The 21841-nt window shown below is 55.7% G+C and carries 21 protein-coding genes; 5 read left to right on the plus strand and 16 right to left on the minus strand.

Annotation, left to right across the window (positions count from 1 at the left end; genetic code table 11):
• Positions 1-56: 56 nt before the first annotated feature.
• Positions 57-1343 (minus strand): conjugal transfer protein TraF, encoded by a 1287-nt coding sequence (traF, locus tag ACOTX1_RS19720; RefSeq protein ID WP_153647855.1) that lies wholly within the window; start codon positions 1341-1343, stop codon positions 57-59.
• A gap of 192 nt (positions 1344-1535) precedes the next feature.
• A complete protein-coding gene (locus tag ACOTX1_RS19725) occupies positions 1536-2024 on the minus strand; it encodes a cupin domain-containing protein (RefSeq protein WP_017382621.1) in 489 nt (162 codons plus the stop codon).
• A 117-nt stretch (positions 2025-2141) separates the two neighbouring features.
• On the opposite strand from ACOTX1_RS19725, the gene zur reads away from it, so the two are divergent.
• Entirely contained in the window at positions 2142-2654 is a 513-nt protein-coding gene (zur, locus tag ACOTX1_RS19730) for a zinc uptake transcriptional repressor Zur (RefSeq protein WP_023315222.1), read from the plus strand.
• A 47-nt stretch (positions 2655-2701) separates the two neighbouring features.
• Here zur and ACOTX1_RS19735 read toward each other — a convergent pair whose 3' ends face one another.
• From ACOTX1_RS19735 to ACOTX1_RS19750, 4 genes are all read right to left on the minus strand, one after another.
• Entirely contained in the window at positions 2702-2911 is a 210-nt protein-coding gene (locus ACOTX1_RS19735; RefSeq protein WP_003860314.1) for a CsbD family protein, read from the minus strand.
• Between the two features lie 119 nt (positions 2912-3030).
• Positions 3031-4368: an MATE family efflux transporter DinF gene (gene dinF / locus ACOTX1_RS19740; protein WP_263522592.1), complete on the minus strand. Its 1338-nt coding sequence runs from the start codon at positions 4366-4368 to the stop codon at positions 3031-3033.
• Positions 4369-4431: 63 nt separating this feature from the next.
• Entirely contained in the window at positions 4432-5040 is a 609-nt protein-coding gene (gene lexA, locus ACOTX1_RS19745) for a transcriptional repressor LexA (RefSeq protein ID WP_003860318.1), read from the minus strand.
• Between the two features lie 108 nt (positions 5041-5148).
• A complete protein-coding gene (locus ACOTX1_RS19750; RefSeq protein ID WP_017382619.1) occupies positions 5149-5517 on the minus strand; it encodes a diacylglycerol kinase in 369 nt (122 codons plus the stop codon).
• Positions 5518-5671: 154 nt separating this feature from the next.
• On the opposite strand from ACOTX1_RS19750, the gene plsB reads away from it, so the two are divergent.
• Positions 5672-8092, plus strand: coding sequence for a glycerol-3-phosphate 1-O-acyltransferase PlsB (plsB, locus tag ACOTX1_RS19755; protein WP_023315220.1), 2421 nt, complete (start codon positions 5672-5674; stop codon positions 8090-8092).
• An 89-nt stretch (positions 8093-8181) separates the two neighbouring features.
• Here plsB and ubiA read toward each other — a convergent pair whose 3' ends face one another.
• The 5 genes from ubiA to malK all read right to left on the minus strand — a co-directional run bounded on the left by ubiA (position 8182) and on the right by malK (position 13249).
• Entirely contained in the window at positions 8182-9051 is an 870-nt protein-coding gene (ubiA, locus tag ACOTX1_RS19760; RefSeq protein WP_023315219.1) for a 4-hydroxybenzoate octaprenyltransferase, read from the minus strand.
• A gap of 12 nt (positions 9052-9063) precedes the next feature.
• Positions 9064-9561, minus strand: a complete 498-nt coding sequence (gene ubiC, locus ACOTX1_RS19765; RefSeq protein WP_022646736.1) for a chorismate lyase — start codon at positions 9559-9561, stop codon at positions 9064-9066.
• Positions 9562-9733: 172 nt separating this feature from the next.
• A complete protein-coding gene (malM, locus tag ACOTX1_RS19770; protein WP_003860327.1) occupies positions 9734-10672 on the minus strand; it encodes a maltose operon protein MalM in 939 nt (312 codons plus the stop codon).
• 114 nt (positions 10673-10786) lie between these two features.
• Positions 10787-12097 (minus strand): maltoporin, encoded by a 1311-nt coding sequence (locus ACOTX1_RS19775; RefSeq protein ID WP_032634642.1) that lies wholly within the window; start codon positions 12095-12097, stop codon positions 10787-10789.
• A 42-nt stretch (positions 12098-12139) separates the two neighbouring features.
• The gene (malK, locus tag ACOTX1_RS19780) at positions 12140-13249 is read right to left on the minus strand and encodes a maltose/maltodextrin ABC transporter ATP-binding protein MalK (RefSeq protein ID WP_023324007.1); all 1110 of its coding nucleotides are present in this window, start codon (positions 13247-13249) and stop codon (positions 12140-12142) included.
• A gap of 371 nt (positions 13250-13620) precedes the next feature.
• Between malK and malE the strand changes: the two genes are divergently transcribed.
• The 3 genes from malE (at position 13621) to malG (ending at position 17382) form a co-directional block, all read left to right on the plus strand.
• Positions 13621-14811 (plus strand): maltose/maltodextrin ABC transporter substrate-binding protein MalE, encoded by a 1191-nt coding sequence (gene malE, locus ACOTX1_RS19785; RefSeq protein ID WP_003860330.1) that lies wholly within the window; start codon positions 13621-13623, stop codon positions 14809-14811.
• A gap of 121 nt (positions 14812-14932) precedes the next feature.
• Complete coding sequence (gene malF, locus ACOTX1_RS19790) at positions 14933-16477, plus strand: maltose ABC transporter permease MalF (RefSeq protein ID WP_003860331.1); 1545 nt, start codon at positions 14933-14935, stop codon at positions 16475-16477.
• Between the two features lie 14 nt (positions 16478-16491).
• Entirely contained in the window at positions 16492-17382 is an 891-nt protein-coding gene (gene malG, locus ACOTX1_RS19795) for a maltose ABC transporter permease MalG (protein WP_003860332.1), read from the plus strand.
• A 96-nt stretch (positions 17383-17478) separates the two neighbouring features.
• Here malG and psiE read toward each other — a convergent pair whose 3' ends face one another.
• The 5 genes from psiE to yjbE form a co-directional block, all read right to left on the minus strand.
• Positions 17479-17889, minus strand: a complete 411-nt coding sequence (gene psiE, locus ACOTX1_RS19800; protein WP_000202963.1) for a phosphate-starvation-inducible protein PsiE — start codon at positions 17887-17889, stop codon at positions 17479-17481.
• A gap of 162 nt (positions 17890-18051) precedes the next feature.
• Positions 18052-20148: a YjbH domain-containing protein gene (locus ACOTX1_RS19805; RefSeq protein WP_023315216.1), complete on the minus strand. Its 2097-nt coding sequence runs from the start codon at positions 20146-20148 to the stop codon at positions 18052-18054.
• Positions 20148-20885, minus strand: coding sequence for a capsule biosynthesis GfcC D2 domain-containing protein (locus ACOTX1_RS19810; protein WP_023315215.1), 738 nt, complete (start codon positions 20883-20885; stop codon positions 20148-20150). Before ACOTX1_RS19810 ends, ACOTX1_RS19805 begins: the two co-directional genes overlap by 1 nt.
• Positions 20882-21520 carry a YjbF family lipoprotein gene (locus ACOTX1_RS19815; RefSeq protein WP_003860339.1) on the minus strand — a complete coding sequence of 213 codons (639 nt, stop codon included), beginning with the start codon at positions 21518-21520 and terminating at the stop codon, positions 20882-20884. Before ACOTX1_RS19815 ends, ACOTX1_RS19810 begins: the two co-directional genes overlap by 4 nt.
• 63 nt (positions 21521-21583) lie before the next feature.
• Positions 21584-21826, minus strand: a complete 243-nt coding sequence (yjbE, locus tag ACOTX1_RS19820; protein WP_023315214.1) for an exopolysaccharide production protein YjbE — start codon at positions 21824-21826, stop codon at positions 21584-21586.
• Positions 21827-21841: the final 15 nt, after the last annotated feature.

The raw sequence follows: 21841 nt of genomic DNA on the forward strand, positions 1-21841 counted from the left end.
AAGGGGCGCTACTATAGCATAAAGAAAAGCCGGAGGCGCAGCGCCTCCGGTGGACTTTAGAACGTCATGCTCAACTGTGCCCCTGCGCCCCAGGTCTCGTCTTCGCCATAAAGCCCCATCAGGTCAACGTGGACGGCGTTGAACGGCGCGAAACCGACACCGCCGGTAAAGACGTTGCTGTCGTTCCCTTTCATATCCGCACGATAACCGGCGCGTACTGCCAGCCAGCTCAGCGGCGTGACTTCGGCACCGACGCCAACGTACTGGGAGGTGTCTTCGCTTTTAAAGCCCTTGGTTTCGGTCAGATCGCCGTCTGCGGTAAGCGTGACCAGATCGTTATGCCAGGCGGCCCCGGCAGTGACCAGCGGACGGATCTGATAGGTGTCTTTATAACTCACTACCTCTCCCGTGCGTCCGTTGCGAATGCGGATATCTTTGGTATCGATATCGCGCGACATCAGGTTTTGTCCGCTCACACCGACCGTCCAGTTTTCACCGAAATCAGCCGCAATACCGGCATCGACGTTGAAGCCAGTGTCGTCGGTACGGTAGCGGCTGTCGTTCCACTTATTACTGTCGTAATCGTAGATTGAGGTGGTGTAGTTATAGAGCCAGGTTTTTTGCAACTTCGGCGTGACGCCAACGGAAACCGGAACGCCGCCAAGATCGAACTGACGGGCCACCGCAATACCGTAGTCGGACACAATCGCCGCCCGACCAGACGCCGTAGAGTTAAGGTTTTTGGTGATCTGATCGGTACCGTTTAGCGCGGCATCCAGCGCCACACCGGCAGCCACCGCATCGCTTCGTTGTATACCGCGCAGATAATCAATGTCCTGCTGATCGATTGAAGAGCTGACCCGGCCATGGGCATAGCCTTTTGCCATAAAGGCCACGGAAAGAACATCGTTAGGGATACTGACGGCAATCCCCGCCCCTGCGGTGGCGTGTGCGGTCTTGCCTTTCAGGTAGTCCAGTTCATCAGCGAGATCTTTCGCTGCGCCCTGGAACTGATTGATCGAACCTAATGGATTGGTGATAACTTCAATGGGGGTCAGACTATCAACCACATCCTTGTAATGATTGATTTTGTCGTTAATGGTATCAATCTCGTCCTGAAGATTGTCTTCATCGGTCACCTGCACGCCAACGGACGGCAAAATAACCGTCACATCATCCTCGGGCTTAGATTTTGCCAGCAACGCGGGGTTGATTAACGCCCCGCTGCCATAGCTCCCTGCCGCGACACCCGTTCCGCCCATTGCGTCGCTACGCGCTTCCGTCCAGGTATTGGCTGCTCCCGCCTGATTTGCCATAAAAAAGGAGACAGCGATGCTAACCATCGAAAATTTAAAATGTTTTTTCACAGTGTGCTCGTAAATAGTTTGTTATTAGTTAACCCTGTCTGTTATCACCCAAACAGGAACGAACTATTGCTGTGAATAAGTGCAAAAAGACCCGCTATTTCCTTAAGTTAAATTCCATCCCGGCCTGTTGTAATATGTGACGACCATCAATATTTATAGAAGAGGAAATTATTTTCGCCCAGGTTTTCCATCGTGCGGCCCAAAAAACTGAGGCGGATGATCGACCCAGCGGTCTTCGCGCGTCGCGGCATACACCGGATTGAGCGGATAGTAGATACGGTTATGTTTTTTATTGGCCTCACCCACCACCAGTAAGCGCACCTCTTCATCGGTATTGTTGATAAAGGTGTGACACACGCCCGTCCCGGCTGGAAATCCCACGCTGTCTCCGGGTTCGAGCTTCCATAAATAGCCATTGATCCAGGCCTCAGGGTAACCCTCCAGAACGTAAACAAACTCCTCTTCGTCGCTTTCCGCATGCGGATAAGACGTACGGCGTCCGGGTGGCAGCCGTTCATGGTGAATGCCAATGCGGCCGAGACCCAACCTGCGGGCCAGCGGCGCGCCAACAGAAAAACGTTCGTTGCTGTCAGGATACGTTGCGTCATCAGCGCCTTCCACGTCCCGCCAGTGCCGAATACAGTCAGGTCTTTTCATTTTGCGATCTCCTGATTTACGATGCGTCAGGTATAGCACAGCCTGGCGGATCTCGGTGTTTTTAGCAGAACATGATAAAGTGAGAGTTTTCACCCCTTACCACATCCGAGGTGCCCGATGGACAAGTCCACAAAAGAGCTGTTAGCGCAAGCTGAAAAGCTGTGCGCGCAACGCAATGTGCGCCTGACCCCGCAGCGCCTTGAGGTACTGCGTCTGATGAGCCTGCAACAGGGCGCCATCAGCGCCTACGATCTGCTCGATCTGCTGCGTGAAAGCGAGCCGCAGGCAAAACCGCCGACCGTTTATCGGGCGCTGGATTTTCTGCTGGAGCAAGGATTTGTGCATAAAGTGGAATCAACAAACAGCTATGTGCTGTGCCATCTTTTTGACCAGCCAACTCACACGTCCGCCATGTTTATCTGCGATCGCTGTGGTGGGGTGAAGGAAGAGTGTGCGGAAGGTGTGGAAGATATTATGCATACGCTGGCAGCCAGAATGGGCTTTGCGCTGCGACATAACGTGATTGAAGCCCACGGCTTATGTTCTGCCTGCGTGGAGGTGGAGTCATGCCGTCATCAGGATGACTGTCAGCACGATCACTCTATCCTGGTGAAGAAAAAGCCGCGTTAAAGCCAAAGAAAAAGGCGGCTCAGGGCCGCCCTTGGGGATAGTACCGGTTACCAGCGGTAGTCGTTACGGGTTTCCCAGTCTTTGACTTCGTTTTCCGCCTGATCTTTTTCGTAACCGTAGCGCTCCTGGATTTTACCTACCAGCTGATCGCGCTTACCTTCAATGACGGTCATATCGTCATCTGTCAGCTTACCCCACTGTTCTTTCGCTTTACCTTTGAATTGCTTCCAGTTGCCGCCGATTTCGTCTTTATTCATAATCGTGTCCTCGTGTTAAGCGTCTATGAGTATCGCCCGCTACGTTCTTTTCTGCTGGACGTGATTATTATTGTAGTTAAGGATTCGGTAGTTGTTTTTATATTCGGAATCTTTAACCGTTACGATATATCGTGCGGGGCTGGAAACCAGGTATTGTTTCGCCAGTGACGATGCCAGATAACGGCCAGCGAAAGGCCACGCAGTGAGAGAAACACCGCCAGCGCCAGCCACAGACCATGATTGCCGAGATACGGCAGGGTCAGCAGCGTCAGGCCAAACCCCGCCGCCGCGACGGCCATGCTGTTGCGCATCTCCGCCCCTCGCGTCGCACCAATAAACATGCCGTCCAGCAAATAGCACCACACACCCACCACCGGTAATACTACCTGCCAGAGGATGTAGCGATCGGCCAGCTCACGTAGCGCGGGCAACGAGGTGAGTAGTGCGACAATATGCCCACCAAAACAGGCGTATACCAGAGCAAAGGCCAGCGCCGCCAGACCCGCCTGACGACAGGCAGCACGCCAGACTTCACGTAACTGGCCGCTTTCACGCGCGCCATAGGCCTGCCCTGAATGCGCCTCGACGGCGTAAGCAAAACCATCCAGCGCGTAAGCGGTAAAGGTCAGTAACGTCATGAGCACTGCGTTGACGGCAACGATCTCAGGCCCAAGACGCGCACCAAAAACGGTTAAGGCGCCAAAGCAGAGTTGCAGCAGGAGAGAACGGAGCATGATGTCGCGATTAAGCGCCAGCAGCTTACGAATGTTGCCGCGCCAGGCCGATTTCAGCAGATCCAGGGTGATACCGCGCATCGCCAGCACGCGCCAGACCATCCCCAAACCGATCAGCAGCGTACCGTACTCGGCAATTGCCGTGGCCAGCGCCGCGCCCCGGACGTTCATGTGCAGCCCCATCACCAGCCACAGATCGAGCATAACGTTAAGCAGGTTGCCTACCACCAGCAGGATCACCGGCGCGCGGGCGTACTGCACGCCCAGCAGCCAGCCCAGCAGGACCAGGTTTGCCAGTGAAGCGGGCGCGCTGAGCCAGCGAATTTCGAGGAACCGCCGGGCCTGTTCCAGTACGGCATCGCTGCCGCCCACAATATGGAGCGCAAGATCAATCAGCGGCGTACGCAACAGAACAATTAACGCGCCAGCACCGAATGCCAGAATAAGCGGCTGAACCAGCGCACGCGCCAGACGCAGGGGATCTTTTGCACCATACGCCTGAGCAGTCAGGCCTGTCGTACTCATGCGCAGAAAAAGCAGCAGCATAAAGAGGAAGCTGGTCGCCGTTGCGCCGATCGCGACGCCGCCGAGATAAATCGGCGAATCGAGATGCCCGATAACCGCCGTATCCACCAGCCCAAGCAGAGGAACGGTAATATTGGAAAAAATCATCGGTAGCGCAAGACGCCACAACGCCTTATCGGCAGAAGTTAGCAATGCCATGGAAATTACCGGAATCAGAAAACAGGCCAGGCTGTAGAGGAACTACAGCCTGTCAGGAAGAGATTACAGCCATTCACCGTTGCGGATAACGCCGACCGCCAGCCCTTCAATAGAGAAGCTCTGCTCGCGGAGATCCACCACAATCGGGGAGAATTCATTATTTTCAGGCAGAAGCTGCACAGTATTGCCTTGTTTTTTCAGGCGCTTAACCGTCACTTCATCATCAATGCGCGCCACCACGACTTGCCCGTTACGCACGTCCTGCGTTTTGTGTACCGCCAGCAGATCGCCATCCAGAATACCGATATCTTTCATGGACATTCCGCTAACGCGCAGCAGGAAATCGGCGCTCGGCTTGAACATGCCTGGATCAACCTGATAGTGCCCTTCGATGTGCTGCTGCGCCAGCAGAGGTTCACCTGCCGCTACGCGACCCACCAGCGGAATACCGCTCTCTTCTTCCACCAGCAGACGAATACCGCGTGAGGCGCCGGAAACAATCTCAATCACGCCCTTACGCGCCAGCGCTTTAAGGTGCTCTTCGGCAGCATTAGGAGAACGGAAGCCCAGACGCTGCGCAATTTCTGCACGCGTGGGTGGCATACCCGTCTGGCCGATATGATCCCGAATGAGATCAAACACCTCTTGCTGCCTGGTCGTTAACGCTTTCATACCGCCCCCTGGGTGTATATACAGTTATGCTGTGAGTATATACAGTCAAAGGCGATTTTGGAACCAAAAACTGCACAAAAAACCAGGGACTTAATTATTCCTCGAGGCTCATCGGAAATGCGACCAAAGCAGCGTGACCCAGGTGATCGCCGCAGTGATAATCGCCAGCAGTACGGCAGCGGAACCCATGTCTTTCGCCCGGCCAGACAATTCATGGAATTCCGACCCGATTCGGTCAACAACGGCCTCAATAGCGCTATTAAGAATTTCCACTATCATCACCAGAAGGACAGATCCGATGAGTAGTACGCGGGTGATAGCATCAACATCAAGGAAGCAGGCGATGACAACGGCAACGATTGCAGCAACCGCCTCCTGGCGGAAAGCGGCTTCATTAACCCATGCAGCGCGGAAACCTTTCCATGAATAACCGGCAGCTTTGATGATTCGAGTTAACCCAGTGGTATTATTGGCCATTAAAAGAACCTTTTATGATAAATAGCGTCTGTAACTAAAGCCGCAGCGCGTTTTGCTGCAACCTGAAGTATGACGGGTAACAACAGAAATTTTGCGCGCTTTCTGTTATCCTTGCGCCGCAATTGCATTATTAACCAGAGGCTTTACATCGTTTATGTCCGGCTGGCCACGAATTTACTACAAATTACTTAATTTACCATTAAGCGTCCTGGTAAAAAGTAAGTCTATCCCAGAAGAACCTGCGCTGGAATTAGGGCTCGATACGTCGCGCCCTATTATGTACGTTTTGCCTTATAACTCGAAGGCAGACCTGCTGACGCTTCGCGCTCAATGTCTGGCGCACGATTTACCTGACCCACTTGAACCGCTGGAAGTCGACGGTACGCTGCTGCCACGCTACGTGTTCATCCATGGCGGGCCGCGCGTGTTCACCTATTACACGCCGAAAGAAGAGTCCATTAAGCTGTTCCATGATTACCTCGATCTGCACCGCAGCAACCCCGATCTGGACGTGCAGATGGTGCCGGTGTCGGTGATGTTTGGCCGTCGTCCGGGGCGCGAAAAAGGGGAAGAGAACCCGCCGCTGCGTATGCTCAACGGCATTCAGAAGTTTTTCGCCGTCTCCTGGCTGGGACGCGACAGTTTTGTCCGCTTCTCACCTTCCGTTTCACTGCGCCGCATGGCGGATGAACACGGCACTGACAAAATCATTGCGCAAAAGCTGGCGCGCGTTGCGCGTATGCACTTTGCACGTCAGCGTCTGGCGGCCGTTGGACCACGTCTCCCGGCACGTCAGGATCTGTTCAACAAGCTGCTGGCTTCCAAAGCGATTGCCCGTGCCGTAGAAGACGAAGCGCGCAGCAAGAAAATTTCGCACGAGAAAGCGCAGCAGAACGCAATCGCGCTGATGGAAGAGATCGCCGCGAACTTCTCCTACGAGATGATTCGCCTCTCTGACCGTATCCTCGGCTTCACGTGGAACCGCCTCTATCAGGGGATTAACGTCCACAACGCCGAACGCGTGCGTCAGTTAGCGCACGACGGCCACGAGATTGTCTATGTGCCCTGCCACCGCAGCCACATGGACTACTTGTTGCTCTCTTACGTGCTCTATCACCAGGGGTTGGTGCCACCGCATATTGCTGCCGGTATCAACCTGAACTTCTGGCCAGCAGGCCCGATTTTCCGCCGTCTGGGTGCGTTCTTCATTCGTCGTACCTTTAAAGGTAACAAGCTTTACTCCACCGTCTTCAGGGAGTATCTGGGCGAGCTGTTCAGCCGCGGTTATTCTGTGGAGTACTTTGTTGAAGGCGGTCGCTCGCGTACCGGTCGTCTGCTCGATCCAAAGACCGGCACGCTGTCGATGACCATTCAGGCCATGCTGCGTGGCGGTACCCGTCCTATCACGCTGGTGCCGATTTACATCGGTTATGAACACGTGATGGAAGTGGGCACCTACGCGAAAGAGCTGCGCGGTGCGACTAAAGAGAAAGAGAGTCTGCCGCAGATGCTGCGTGGGCTGAGTAAATTGCGCAACCTCGGCCAGGGATACGTGAACTTTGGCGAGCCCCTGCCGCTGATGACATATCTGAACCATCATGTTCCGGAGTGGCGCGAGTCTATCGATCCTATCGAAGCGGTACGTCCGGCCTGGCTGACGCCAACGGTCAACGGCATTGCATCCGAGCTGATGGTACGCATCAACAATGCTGGTGCGGCAAACGCCATGAACCTGTGTTGTACTGCGCTTCTGGCCTCTCGCCAGCGTTCACTGACCCGCGAACAGCTGACCGAGCAGATTGACTGCTACCTGGATATCATGCGCAACGTGCCGTATTCCGTGGATTCGACCGTGCCGTCTGCCACCGCCAGCGAGCTGATCGATCACGCGTTGCAGATGAACAAGTTCGAAGTCGAGAAAGATACGATTGGTGACATCATCATTCTGCCGCGCGAGCAGGCCGTGCTGATGACCTACTACCGTAATAACATCACGCACATGCTGATGCTGCCGTCGCTGATGGCGGCCATTATTACCCAGCACCGCCGTATTTCGCGTCAGGAGCTGCTGCGCCATATTCAGGCCATCTACCCGATGCTGAAAGCGGAGCTGTTCCTGCGCTGGAGTAAGGATGAACTGGCGGCAGAGCTCGATAAAATGACGGCAGAGATGCATCGTCAGGGGCTGATTACCATCAGTGATGATGAACTGCATATCAATCCGTCACGTTCACGTACCTTGCAGCTCCTGGCTTCCGGTGCGCGTGAGACGTTGCAGCGCTACGCCATTACCTTCTGGTTGCTGAGTGCAAATCCGTCCATCAACCGCGGTACGCTGGAAAAAGAGAGCCGGACGCTGGCCCAGCGCCTCTCCGTTCTGCATGGCATTAACGCCCCGGAATTCTTCGACAAAGCGGTATTCAGCTCCCTGGTGCTGACGCTGCGCGACGAAGGGTACATTAGCGATACGGGCGATGCCGAGCCGGAAGAGACGATGAAGGTTTACCAGATGCTGGCAGAGCTGATTACCGCGGATGTGCGTTTAACGATTGAGAGTTCGACGCAGGGCGAATGATGCTAAAGCCGGGTGACGCTAACGCTTACCCGGTCTACATGTTCCGCTAAATCGTAGGCCGGGTAAGGCGAAGCCGCCACCCGGCTTTTTTATGACCAGTAACTCATCGCCAGGCCCAGAAACAGCACCAGCCCGACGTAGTTATTATTCAGAAACGCTTTAAAGCAGGCTTCACGCTCGCGCTTCGCGATCAGCTTCTGCTGATACGCAAACAGCAGCCCCGCCACCAGTACGGACCAGTAAAACTCCCAGTTCAGCCCGTTCAGGCGACCAATCGCCACCATCAGCGCCAGCACCGCCACCTGTAATATGCCGATGATCAGCTTGTCGTGACGACCAAACAGGATCGCCGTCGATTTGATGCCAATCTTGAGATCGTCATCGCGATCGACCATCGCGTATTGGGTATCGTACGCAACGGCCCAGAGAATATTCGCCAGGAACATCAGCCAGCAGCTGAGCGGAACGGACTCGCTGACCGCGGCAAACGCCATGGGAATCGACCAGCCAAATGCCGCACCCAATACCACCTGCGGCAGATGGGTGTATCGCTTCATGAACGGGTAAACCCAGGCCAGCGCCAGAGCCGCAACGGACAGTAGAATGGTCATGGTGTTAAGGGTTAACACCAGCATGAAAGAGAGAAGCACCAGCACCACAAACAGAATGCGCGCCTCTTTCCCGGTCACCTGACCGCTCGGCAGAGGACGATTCGCGGTGCGCTTAACATGTCCATCAAATTTCCGGTCAGCATAGTCGTTGACCACACAACCCGCAGCGCGCATCAGCCAGACACCCGCCACAAACACCGCCAGGATCCACAGCGGCGGCACGCCCGGCGTGGCAACCCACAGCGCCCATAAGGTCGGCCACAGTAGCAGCAGCGCGCCAATGGGTTTATCAGTACGCATCAGGCGGTGATAGGCCAGCAGCTTATTCTGCGTCAGACTCCACTCCATTTTCTCTCCCTCTTAGTACAACGGCGATGCAGGCAAAAAGAGTTCCGTCAGTATTAACGGCTTGCCACTCAAACGAAGGCGGGAACGGCGCCCCCACAAATCGGCATCGCAACCAATTTCAATAAAATCACGGGTCAGTTCAGACGAGGTGAACAGATAGCGCCCCAGGGGCGTTTTGCCGAGGCGTTGCAATGCCAGCTCCGGCCCGGAAAGTGTAGACTCAGGAACCACCGTCCGCCCGGCAAGCCACGGCTCGCCATCCGCACAGAGTAAAATTTCACGCAGCCAGTAGCGTTCTTCCTGCGGCAGCAGCGGCAGCTCGCTGGCAATCTCCGCAGGCGAGACAAACCCTTCCTGAATCATCGTCACCGTGACCGTTTTACCCTGTTGCTCAAAACGTTTTGTCATGGAATCTTCCAGCAGCAGCCAGTCCAGCTGTTCCGGGTCAAGCGCAGGGATGTGGTCGAAATAGCGTAGCGCACGCAGCTGCGTGAGCGCGGGGTGTGACATGCCAGACTCTCCGATACATAACGTAAAAGCATTGTATCGCAGATTGGCAAAATGAGGACGGACAAACAGAATTTAACGATCACTATCGCAACAATGGTGCAACTTAGCCAAAAAAAGTGCGCCCGCGAAGGCGCACCAAACGACTAACAAAATCAGCACTGTGGGGAGACGGTTACCCCTTGCCTTTTACACTGCTGATAAAGGTGGAACGGGCAGTGGTTGAACCTAAACGCTCGGCTTCATCAAGCAGTTTCAGCGCTTTATCGACATCGCCGTTTTTAACTGCCTGCTTGATGGCGTTGTTAAAGTACGTTTCAGTATCGTTAAGCACCGGCTCGGCTTTTTTCGCCGGGGCCGGAGCCGCGGCCGGTGTTGCGGCTGGCGCGGCATACACAGGCGCGGCAGTATTACCCACCGTTACCGGCCCCGGGCCAGATGAGCCAAACAGCGGGCCTACGAGTACGCTGGAGGCGCTGTTGGTGGAGACTTTCAGCTTGATCAGGCCGTCGGTAGTATGGCGAGCATGCGGATCCGGGATATCCGGGACAGCGTTACCGGTGCCTTTTGCGTAGGCTTTCGCCGGATCAACCAGCTTCGTTGTCTGTTGCAGATCTTTTTCAGTCGTGAACACCAGGACATAAATCTTCTGCTGACCCAGGGCTGGCGTCAGGCGCATAACGCCTTCCAGCCGATCGGCACTCATGACGCCAGGCTCCTGATAGCTGAAATAGTCGCTTGGGAAGAATGCGGATGGCGTCATGCTCTGATCGAGGATCAGCACGTTAGGCGCGAAGACGCTGGTCTGTTTATTGACTTCACTGGTTAACGTCAGGGTCAGCTCGCCGATATTCGCCGGCACGCTGAAAGCCGCAACCGGACCGCTGATACCCGGCACGTTCAGCGACTGACCGCCAGCGGCAAGCTGCGTGGTTTGAGTTTTCGACTGATCAACTGGCGTCCACACCAGTTGCTGAAGAGCCGCAGCCGGAATAGCTGGCGCAGCACTGGTATTTTGAGGAACAAAATTCACATCTGCATAGGTGAGCGCAGGCGCACAGGCCAACAGCCCCGCAGAGAGGCACAGCGCGACGAGACTTTTCTTCATTTTCATTGTTATTACCTCTGATAGCGTGAGCACTGCGGTGGCCAGGCAATAGCGCGCAGCACCCTAAGGAGAGAGGGGCTTACGCCCCTCTTTTCAGGTCATTACGTCAGGCTCGACGAATTACCACCAGATTTCCATCTGGGCGCCGAAGGTCCACTCATCGTTGTCGCCACGGCTGAAGGTTTTCGCGGAGGTGTCGCTATACGCTACGCCAGAGGTGTAACCTGCACCTGAGTCGTTGTTTGCATAGCCCCATTTCTCATCCCACTTCGCGTAGGTTGCGAAGACACGGATAGCCGGACGGGACCAGATGCTGTCGCCTGCCTGCCATTGCTGTGCCAGGGTGATTTTGTACTGGCTGTTTTTGTCGTCAGTTTTCTGAGACTTAACGTTGTCGTAGCCCACTTCCAGCAAGGTGCTCATGATCGGCGTCCATTTGAACATTGGACGAACACCCACGGTCCACCACTCGGTACCGTTGTTGTTGTCACGATCGATGTTCTGGTACATACCGACGTACATCAGGTCCCAACGGTCTGCCAGGGTGATTGCACCGTGGTCCAGCACGCGCCACATAGAGCCGTCGTTATCGATGCTGCCGCCCTGTGGAATACCTTTACCGTTAGAGGTCATGGAATTCGTACCGTATTGCAGTACGAACTTGTTGAATCCTTTCATCATGCTCTGGGTGTGTTCAGCGGTGAACAGCCAGCCATCTTTAGAGGCGCCAGGTTGCAGATAGTAGTCGTCAGGAATGTTGGTATGACCGTAGTCAACGCCCAGCTCCAGCGTACCGCCCGGGTTGGTTTCCAGACCGGCTAAACGGACGTCGAAGACATCGTTTGGTACCACGTTGTCATAAATACGGTCGCCGTTCGCATCACGATCGGCGAAGGTTGCAGAACCGCCGGACTCAGAAGAACGGGTCGCTGCCAGAGAGAGTTTACCAAAGCCCAGATCGATGTTTTCAATACCGGCACCAGGACCAGAGATATCCCAGTAGTAGAAGTCGATCATGTGTACGTCATGACGCTGATAGAAGCGCTTACCGGCCCAGATGGTAGAGCCTGGCAGCCATTCAATCAGGTTTTTACCCTGCACGTTAGCTTCACGGAAGGCCGGGCTGGTGGATTCCCAGTCATTCTGTTGAGAAACGGAGTACGCTACGTTGGTGTCGAAATAGAAGCTCTTGTCGCCTTCTTTCCACACTTCCTGGCCCAGTTTCAGTTCGGCGTAGGTTTCACATTCGTTACCGAGACGGTATTTACTTTGTGCGCCTGTTGCCTGGAAACATTGTTGTTCACCGCCACTTCCGGTCCAGCCAATGCCGGAACGAGCATAACCTTTAAAGTCTACGGCGCCCGCCTGGGCAGACAGGATGCCTGCCGCAATGGCGACAGCCAGAGGGACTTTGCGCAGAGTAATCATTATTCTATCTCCTGAGATCATTGCTTTTCTTTGTAATTGGAATGCTTAAACGCCTGGCTCTTTGTGCAACCGACGACATGCAGTGCCATCCTCACGGAACAGATGGCAACGCTCTGGCGGCAAACCGATAGCGAATGTGGCACCCTCTTCTACCAACACCACGTCATTCTGGCGGTAGACCAGGTTCTGACGGATGGCGGGGATCTGGATATGAATCTGTGTTTCGTGACCAAGCTGTTCGACGACCTGAACTTCACCTTCCAGCGTCACATCCGCAATGTGGCTTGGCAGTAGATGCTCAGGACGGATACCGAGGGACATATTGGCCCCCACCTGTACGTTGGCGCTGTCGACCGGCAGCCAGACTTGCTGACGGTTTGGCAGCTCCACCTGTACCTGTTCGATTGCCGTCGCGGTCACTTTTACGGGCAGGAAGTTCATCTTTGGCGAGCCAATAAAGCCCGCAACAAAGCGGTCTGCCGGGTAGTGATACAGCTCCAGCGGTTTGCCCACCTGCGCCACGCGACCGGCATCCAGCACCACGATTTTGTCGGCCAGCGTCATCGCTTCGACCTGATCGTGGGTGACGTAAATCATCGTGCGTCCAAGGCGTTTGTGCAGACGGGAGATTTCGATACGCATCTGGACGCGCAGGGCGGCATCCAGGTTAGAGAGAGGTTCATCGAGCAGGAACACGCGCGGCTCGGCCACCAGCGTACGGCCGATCGCCACACGCTGACGCTGACCGCCGGAGAGCGCCTTCGGTTTACGCTCCAGCAGATGTGCCAGCTGAAGCACTTCCGCCACCTGGGTGACGCGCTGGTTAATGGTCTCTTTTTTCGCGCCGGCCAGCTTCAGGCCAAAGGACATGTTCTCGGCAACGGAAAGATGCGGATAAAGCGCATAAGACTGGAACACCATGCCCACGCCGCGTTCAGCTGGCGGGATGTCGTTCATTCGGGTATCACCAATAAATAAATCGCCCCTGGTGATGGTTTCAAGACCGGCAATCATACGCAGCAGAGTCGATTTACCACAGCCTGATGGACCCACGAACACCACAAATTCACCTTCGTGGATGTCCAGATTGATGTCTTTTGACACCACTACGTCGCCCCAGGCTTTCGTTACATTACGCAGCTGTACGCTCGCCATGCCCTTCTCCCTTCGTTACAACCTGTCACCGACAGAAACATTCAAGATAAGTTCACTATGCGTGTTCCATTACTTTCGTGAATCCTCCACCCCCCGGCTTTTTTATGGGGGAGGAGGCGGGAGGATGAGAGAGCAGGCTCTGCGACCGCAGCTGAGGGGCCGAGGCGAAAATCGTGAAGCGGCCTGCAAAATTCAGTGGGTTTTTATGTGCGCCAGCACTCATAACTTAAATTTATGTTACAGGGATCACACAAACAGGGGGTGGGGCGTAGGGACTGGGAGGATGGAAAGAGGATGTCAAATAAGGAGACTGAGTCACGTTGAACCACCTTATGTATCCACGAGCACATCACCAATAAAGGATGGCAGATATGAAGATCAAGACTGGCGCACGCGTTTTCGCATTGTCCGCCCTCGCAGCAATGATGATTTCCGCACCGGCTCTCGCCAAAATTGAAGAAGGTAAGCTGGTTATCTGGATTAACGGCGACAAGGGCTATAACGGTCTGGCCGAAGTGGGCAAAAAATTTGAGAAAGACACCGGTATCAAAGTCACCGTAGAGCACCCGGACAAACTGGAAGAGAAGTTCCCGCAGGTTGCGGCAACGGGCGATGGTCCGGACATTATCTTCTGGGCGCATGACCGTTTCGGGGGCTACGCGCAGTCTGGCCTGCTGGCAGAAGTTACGCCAGACAAAGCCTTCCAGGACAAACTGTTCCCGTTCACCTGGGACGCCGTTCGCTATAACGGCAAGCTGATCGCTTACCCAATCGCGGTTGAAGCCCTGTCACTGATTTACAACAAAGACCTGGTGCCAAACCCACCGAAAACCTGGGAAGAGATCCCTGCTCTGGATAAAGAGCTGAAGGCGAAGGGTAAATCCGCTCTGATGTTCAACCTGCAAGAACCGTATTTCACCTGGCCGCTGATTGCTGCCGACGGCGGCTACGCGTTCAAGTTTGAAAACGGCAAATATGACGTGAAAGACGTGGGCGTGGACAGTGCGGGCGCGAAAAAAGGTCTGACCTTTCTGGTTGACCTGATTAAGAACAAACACATGAACGCGGATACGGACTACTCCATCGCGGAAGCGGCTTTCAACAAAGGCGAAACCGCGATGACCATCAACGGTCCGTGGGCCTGGACCAACATCGACAAGAGCAAAATCAACTACGGCGTGACCCTGCTGCCAACCTTCAACGGCAAACCGTCTAAACCGTTCGTGGGCGTGCTGAGCGCAGGCATCAACGCCGCCAGCCCGAACAAAGAGCTGGCGAAAGAGTTCCTCGAAAACTACCTGCTGACCGATCAGGGTCTGGATGAAGTGAACAAGGACAAACCGCTGGGCGCCGTTGCGCTGAAATCCTTCCAGGATCAGCTGGCGAAAGATCCACGTATTGCGGCCACCATGGATAACGCCCAGAAAGGCGAAATCATGCCGAACATCCCTCAGATGGCTGCATTCTGGTACGCCACCCGTACCGCCGTCATCAACGCTGCAAGCGGTCGCCAGACTGTCGATGCCGCGCTGAAAGATGCTCAGGGTCGTATTACTAAGTAAGTCTGAAAAACGGCGGGTGGCGCATGCGCTTACCCGCCCTACGACTACGGCACGATCCGTAGGTCAGGTAAGCGCAGCGCCACCTGACGATAAGTTTCCACCGTTGTAGAGGAAGAACCCCATGGATGTCATTAAAAAGAAACACTGGTGGCAAAGCGACGCACTGAAGTGGTCAGTGATAGGTCTGCTGTGTCTGCTGGTGGGTTACCTTGTTGTTTTAATGTACGTGCAAGGGGAATACCTATTCGCCATCATGACGCTGATTTTAAGCTCGGTTGGCCTGTATATTTTCGCCAACCGTAAAGCGTATGCCTGGCGCTATGTTTACCCGGGCGTTGCCGGGATGGGGCTGTTTGTCCTCTTTCCGCTGATCTGCACCATCGCGATTGCCTTTACCAACTACAGCAGCACCAACCAGCTCGCGCAGGAGCGTGCCACCCAGGTGCTTCTGGACCGTTCTTATCAGGCGGGTAAAACCTTTAACTTCGGCCTGTATCCTGCGGGTGATGAGTGGAAGTTAGCGCTCACTGACGGTGAGAGCGGCAAAACCTATCTTTCCGACGCGTTCAAATTTGGCGGTGAGCAGAAGCTGACCTTAAAAGAGGCTGCGGCCCTGCCGGAAGGTGAACGTGCCAACCTGCGTATCATCACCCAGAATCGCCAGGCACTGACTCAGCTCACCGCCGTACTGCCAGACGAAAGCAAAGTGATCATGAGCTCGCTGCGCCAGTTCTCCGGCACCCAACCGCTCTATACCCTGGCGGATGACGGCACGCTGACCAACAACCAGAGCGGCGTGAAGTACCGCCCGAACAACGATATCGGTTTCTATCAGTCTGTGAATGCCGACGGCAGCTGGGGGGATGACAAACTCAGCCCGGGCTATACCGTCACCATCGGCTGGGACAACTTTACCCGCGTGTTTACCGACGAAGGCATCCAGAAACCGTTCTTCGCCATCTTCGTCTGGACGGTGGTCTTCTCGGTGCTGACCGTGATCCTGACCGTGGCCGTGGGCATGGTGCTGGCCTGCCTCGTGCAGTGGGAGTCCCTGAAGGGCAAAGCGATTTACCGCGTGCTGCTGATTCTGCCGTACGCCGTGCCGTCGTTCATCTCGATTCTGATTTTCAAAGGGCTGTTTAACCAGAGCTTCGGTGAAATCAACATGATGCTGAGCGCGCTGTTCGGTATCAAACCGGCCTGGTTCAGCGACCCGACCACCGCCCGCTCGATGATTATCATCGTGAACACCTGGCTGGGCTATCCGTACATGATGATCCTGTGCATGGGGCTGCTGAAGGCCATCCCGGACGACCTTTACGAAGCCTCGGCGATGGACGGCGCGGGTCCGTTCCAGAACTTCTTCAAAATTACCCTGCCGCTGCTCATTAAGCCGCTGACGCCGCTGATGATCGCCAGCTTCGCCTTTAACTTTAACAACTTCGTGCTGATTCAGCTGTTGACTAACGGTGGCCCGGACCGTCTCGGCACCACCACGCCGGCAGGCTATACCGACCTGCTCGTGAGCTACACCTACCGCATCGCCTTCGAGGGCGGCGGCGGTCAGGACTTCGGCCTGGCGGCGGCGATTGCCACCCTGATCTTCCTGCTGGTGGGCGCCCTGGCGATTGTGAACCTGAAAGCCACACGTATGAAATTTGACTAAGGAGGGCACTGAACATGGCAATGGTACAACCCAAATCTCAGAAACTGCGCCTCCTCGCGACGCACTTAGGCCTGCTGATTTTCATCGCGGCGATCATGTTCCCGCTGCTGATGGTTATCGCCATCTCCCTGCGTTCGGGGAACTTCGCCACCGGGAGCCTGATCCCGGACGAAATCTCCTGGGAGCACTGGAAGCTCGCGCTGGGCTTCAGCGTGGAACACGCGGATGGCCGCGTCACGCCGCCGCCGTTCCCGGTGCTGCTGTGGCTGTGGAACTCGGTGAAGGTGGCAACCATCACAGCCATCGGCATCGTGACGCTCTCCACCACCTGTGCTTACGCCTTCGCCCGTATGCGTTTTCCGGGCAAAGCGACCCTGCTGAAAGGGATGCTGATTTTCCAGATGTTCCCGGCCGTACTGTCGCTGGTGGCGTTATATGCCTTGTTTGACCGTCTGGGCCAGTACGTGCCGTTCATCGGCCTGAACACTCACGGCGGCGTGATCTTCGCCTATCTCGGCGGCATCGCCCTGCATGTGTGGACCATCAAGGGCTATTTCGAAACCATCGACGGCTCGCTGGAAGAAGCGGCAGCGCTGGATGGCGCAACCCCGTGGCAGGCGTTCCGCCTGGTGCTGCTGCCGCTGTCGGTGCCGATTCTGGCGGTGGTGTTTATCCTGTCGTTTATCGCCGCCATCACCGAAGTACCGGTCGCCTCTCTGTTACTGCGCGATGTAAACAGCTACACCCTGGCCGTCGGTATGCAGCAGTATCTCAACCCGCAAAACTACCTGTGGGGCGACTTTGCCGCGGCGGCCGTCCTCTCTGCCATCCCGATTACCGTGGTGTTCCTGCTGGCCCAGCGCTGGCTGGTCAACGGCCTGACGGCGGGCGGTGTGAAAGGTTAAGTTTCATTTGTTATGCCACTGCAACCCTCAACTTTAGACGTATTGTATTGAACCAACTTGTGACTGTTGTTAGGCGCTCTTCGGAGCGCCCTTTTTTTATTCGCGTTTTAGCCGCTTTGAGTTGCACAGCCAGAGGGTGATCACCAGCAGCAGGATCGCCGCCGAGTAGATCAGCACGTCGAGCGGGGATTTATGATCGACGATGATCAGCCGCACAATGGCGGTGATGCCAATGTAGACAAAATAGCGCAGCGGGAAGTGAAAGCCGGACTGAAAGTACTTCACAATCAGGGCGATAAATTCAAAGTAGAGAAAGTAGACCACCAGGCCTTCCACCAGTGCGTATTTGCTGGTTTGCTCAGGAGCGAAGAGCACATCCGCCAGATGCACCGTCTCTTTACCCAGAAAAACGACCAGGATCAGGCCAAGGCTCAGCAGACCGAGGTTCAGTACGGTCTGGAGTATCGTTGAGATAAACTCAACGCGCGGACGAGTCAGGGATGTCATACAGCACCTCATTCTCCAGGGCGAGGTTCCTGTATAACGCAAAAATGTGACGGGGATCTATATTTTTTGTTTATGTTTGGCGCATTCGCCCGGTGGCGCTGCGCTTACCGGGCCTACAAAAACCGTAGGCCGGGCAAACGCAGTGCCGCCCGGCGTGAAGCATCAGCGGAAGTTAATGTTCTTATCGCTGGTCATATCATACAGCTGGAATTTACGTCCAAGCTGCTGACCGCCGTCGCGCGTCAGCGGCGTCCAGCCCACTGCCGCACGGCTGCGGGTTGGGCCTGATGAGAACAGATCCAGCGGAATCGACACGTACACCCCTTTGGTGAAGTCCCCTTCCCCGTACTCGTCTGGCGAAACGTTGGTGATGGTGGCATAGCCGCCCACCACAACGCCGCTGTCAAAGTGTTTGGAGATATCCAGCGTGCCGCCCTTATCGCCCGCCAGATACTGGCCGACGCTGGCTTTTACCAGCACGTCCTGCGCGAATGACGGCGTCCAGTAGGCGGTCAGGTGGCCGGTTTTGACGCTGTAGTCGGTGAACTTCATCATGTCCTGCGCGCTGCGCCAGTCACGCTGTTTCACGTAGTTGGCATCAACCCCAAACGCCCAGTTGCTGTCGACAGGACGATAAAGCACTTCTGCCCCGGCGCCGCCGAACATGGTTTCCAGATAGCCACCGTAAACCTGGCCGTAGAAGCCATTGCCGAAGTACTGGAAGTAGTTGGCCTGGAGGTTATTCACGTAGATATCGTTCTGCACGTATTCACGAACGCGGGTACGCACGCGCGGCAGTTTTGAATCGTTCGGCGGGTTGGTGTAGTTAAATTTGTCGTAGTTGTTGGCAATGTTGCCGAACAGACTACCGGTGGTCAACAGGTGGTCGGTCACCCACAGATCCGCCGTCGCCATCGCGCCCAGCTGATACATATAGAAGTTTTCCGGCCCACCCACGGACTGGTTCAGCACCGGATCGATATGGAAATCGAAGCGCGATTTATCGATATACCAGCCCTGCTCGGTGGTTTCCGGCACCACCGGCTCAACGCGTTTTTGCACCAGCTCGGTTTCATGCCCGAGCGGTTCGCCTTCAAGATGACGCTTAAGGCTGGCAACATCGGTTTCGGTGGTGACCTGCGGCAGATTCAGGCGGTTCTCCGTCACGCGGATCGTGCGGATCCCCTCCGGCAGATCGTTCATGACGATCCGGTTGGCGCGCTCGATCCCTTCGCGGGAGTCGCGGTATTTCACCTGCTCGCCGGTAACATACAGCGTATCGCCTTTGGTCTGGATCTTCGGATCCGCCAGGCCCGCGTTATATTTCAGCAGCGTCAGCTGGTTCGCTACCACGGTGTGCTGAATGATCGCATCCTGCGGCTCCGGCTGATATTTTGGCCGCGGGTTGTCATTATAGTGCGGCCGCATGTCGTTAAAGTTAGTGCGCAGGGTAAAGCCAAACATCAGGGTATTACCGCGCTCATAGCTGAGGTTAACGTCGGCCCAGTCGGTGACGCGGTAAATGGCGCCGACGTTAAACTTGCTCTTCTGCTCAATTTTGCCGGCAAAATCTTCGCTGTAGTTATTACCTTCGTACTCCAGCTTCAGGCGCAGCGGCTGCCATGGCGTTTGATACTCTACACCACCAAACAGCGAGGCCGGGCCGTGGAACATCTGGTCGCCGTTGATGGAGCCCGCTTTCTGGTAGCTGTTATCACGGTAGCAGTATTTATCACTGTAGGAGCAGAACGGATTTTTGACGTTGCCGCTGGTACCCAGATAGCCCCATCCCAGACCGAGTGAGAAATCAAACGGTCCCCAGGCTTTGCTGGCCACGATGTATTCCGCGTCAAACAGGCCGGTCCCGCCAATGTCTTTCGCACCAACGGAGACCTGCGGCATCCAGTAACTCTCTTCCCACAGACGCAGCTTCACGTCGAAGGCTTTGTCTTTGTAGGTCTGATCGCCGGAGAAAGCGTCTACGCTGCTGTACTGTTTTGTACGCACGTCGGTGTAGCGCAGCGTGGTCTCCAGCCAGGGGAACAGCTGTACGGACGCAGAGTAGTAACGGTACTGATCGTTATCGCGATAGTTAAGGCTGATTTCCCCCTCGCGGGCCATACGCGCGGTTGGGGTTTGCAGTAAGCCCACGCCGCCAAAATCGGACTGCGACGGGCCGATGGGTGCCGGATACGTTTCTGCATGACAGGCGGCACTCACGCACAGTGCAAGCATGCTGTAGAGATAGGTTTTTTTCATTATTCCGGTATCCGCTGTATCAGGGAGCGAAGGATATCGGCATTAAGCCCGTCATACGCTTTCGTCCAGAAATGGTCGGCAAAACCGACAAAAATGATGCTGCCCGGCATAGGTTCGATATGGCGTTTATTCCAGTAAGCCACCGGCGCTTTCTGCGTATGCCCGTCCGGATAGACCACCCAGGCATAGCTTTTATCCGCTCCGCTGAGCAGACTTTGCTCGTCGAGATAGCTCGCCACGTCCCGGCCCGGCGTAAACGGCTTTTTGCCAGGGCTGCTGAGAAGCCCCATCACGGTGACGGTGGAAGGCTGAGCCGGAAGCCACAGGGTATAGTCCCCTTCCAGCGACGGATTGCCGTTTTCCGCGACACGCACTTCGTCGGGATCGAGATTCACCTTCTGGCGCCCCGTCACCTTAACCGCCTGAAGCTGCTGACGCAGGCTAGTAATAGCCGCGGCATCGTCGGCATCTTCCTGTTGTGCCAGCCCGCTCAGTCGGGCGAGCAGCGCCTGATGTTTTTGTTCCGCTACAATCGTCGCCTGACGCTCGCTGATAACCGCCCCGGTCCACCAGCTTTTCGCCAGCCTCGGCTGCCCCACCAGATCGAGCAGATGCCCGGCATTGGTTAAGGTTTTAGGTTTTTCGCTGTCCGGGGTGTAGACCTGTACCGTTCCCGCAGACCACGCCAGCGGCGAGGCCAGGCTGGCGAGAAGCGCAATGTGGATGAACATTTTCATGATTTCGCCGCCTTGATCAGGGTGGTCTTCACCGGGAAGAAACCGGCACCGAGATACTGTAAGGACTGGCGGATTTGCCCCTCTTCGTCCACCCAGAAGCGGTTATGCCAGGTGGCCTGATCGGTTGTCACCTCTTCATCCAGCACGCGCACCTGCGTTTCGTCGCTGCCCACTTTGACACTATCCGTACCGTCCCAGCGGAAGGTGGAGCGGGCCGTGGCGTAGCGCACCTGTTTGTGCTCGGTCCAGCCCATCGTGCGCGTCCAGCTTGCGCCATCGACAATCTGATTCGGCTTGATGAGCGGATCTTCAGCCAGGTTGTTCACCTCAAGCAGGTTGTCGCCGCCGAGCAACGTTTTCACGATGCGGGAATGCTGCGTCACGATGGTGGCCTGATCCTGCGTCACCCATTTCTGCTGCCCGTTTTCATCGAAAGCGAGCACCACAAACAGTTGCGGACCATCGTTTAGCTGCATGTACTGGCTGGCATACGGCATGTTCTGAAGTTCGTCATCGGTCAGATGCACGCCCGGCGTGCCGAACATGCTGTCCCACAGTGAGTGGCCCAGCCCTTTGGTGGTAGCTGAGCACGCCTGCAACAGCAGGCAAATCAGGATGATTGCAGGTCGCTTCACGACTCTTCTCCGAAGGGGCGAAATAACCACACCGAAGTGTGGTTATGATTAAAACACCCGGTATTACTGGGTGCTGGTCGTCGTAGTGGTCGTGGTTCCGGTATTGGAGCCATCACCGCCACCGGTTGCCGCCAGCGCGACACCCACGGCTGAACTTACGGCGCTGGTGCTGGCTGCGGTAGAACTCCCCGCAGACGCAGACGTCGCTGCCGCCCCTGCTGCTTCCCCGACCTGGACCGGAGCTGCATAGACAGACGTCGCCGCAAGCGCAGATATGGCAAAAATGCCATACAGTACTTTCTTCATAACAATTTCCCTTCA

The sequence above is a fragment of the Enterobacter cloacae complex sp. IR5401 genome (assembly GCF_049238425.1).
GTDB classification, from domain to species: Bacteria; Pseudomonadota; Gammaproteobacteria; order Enterobacterales; family Enterobacteriaceae; genus Enterobacter; species Enterobacter hormaechei_C.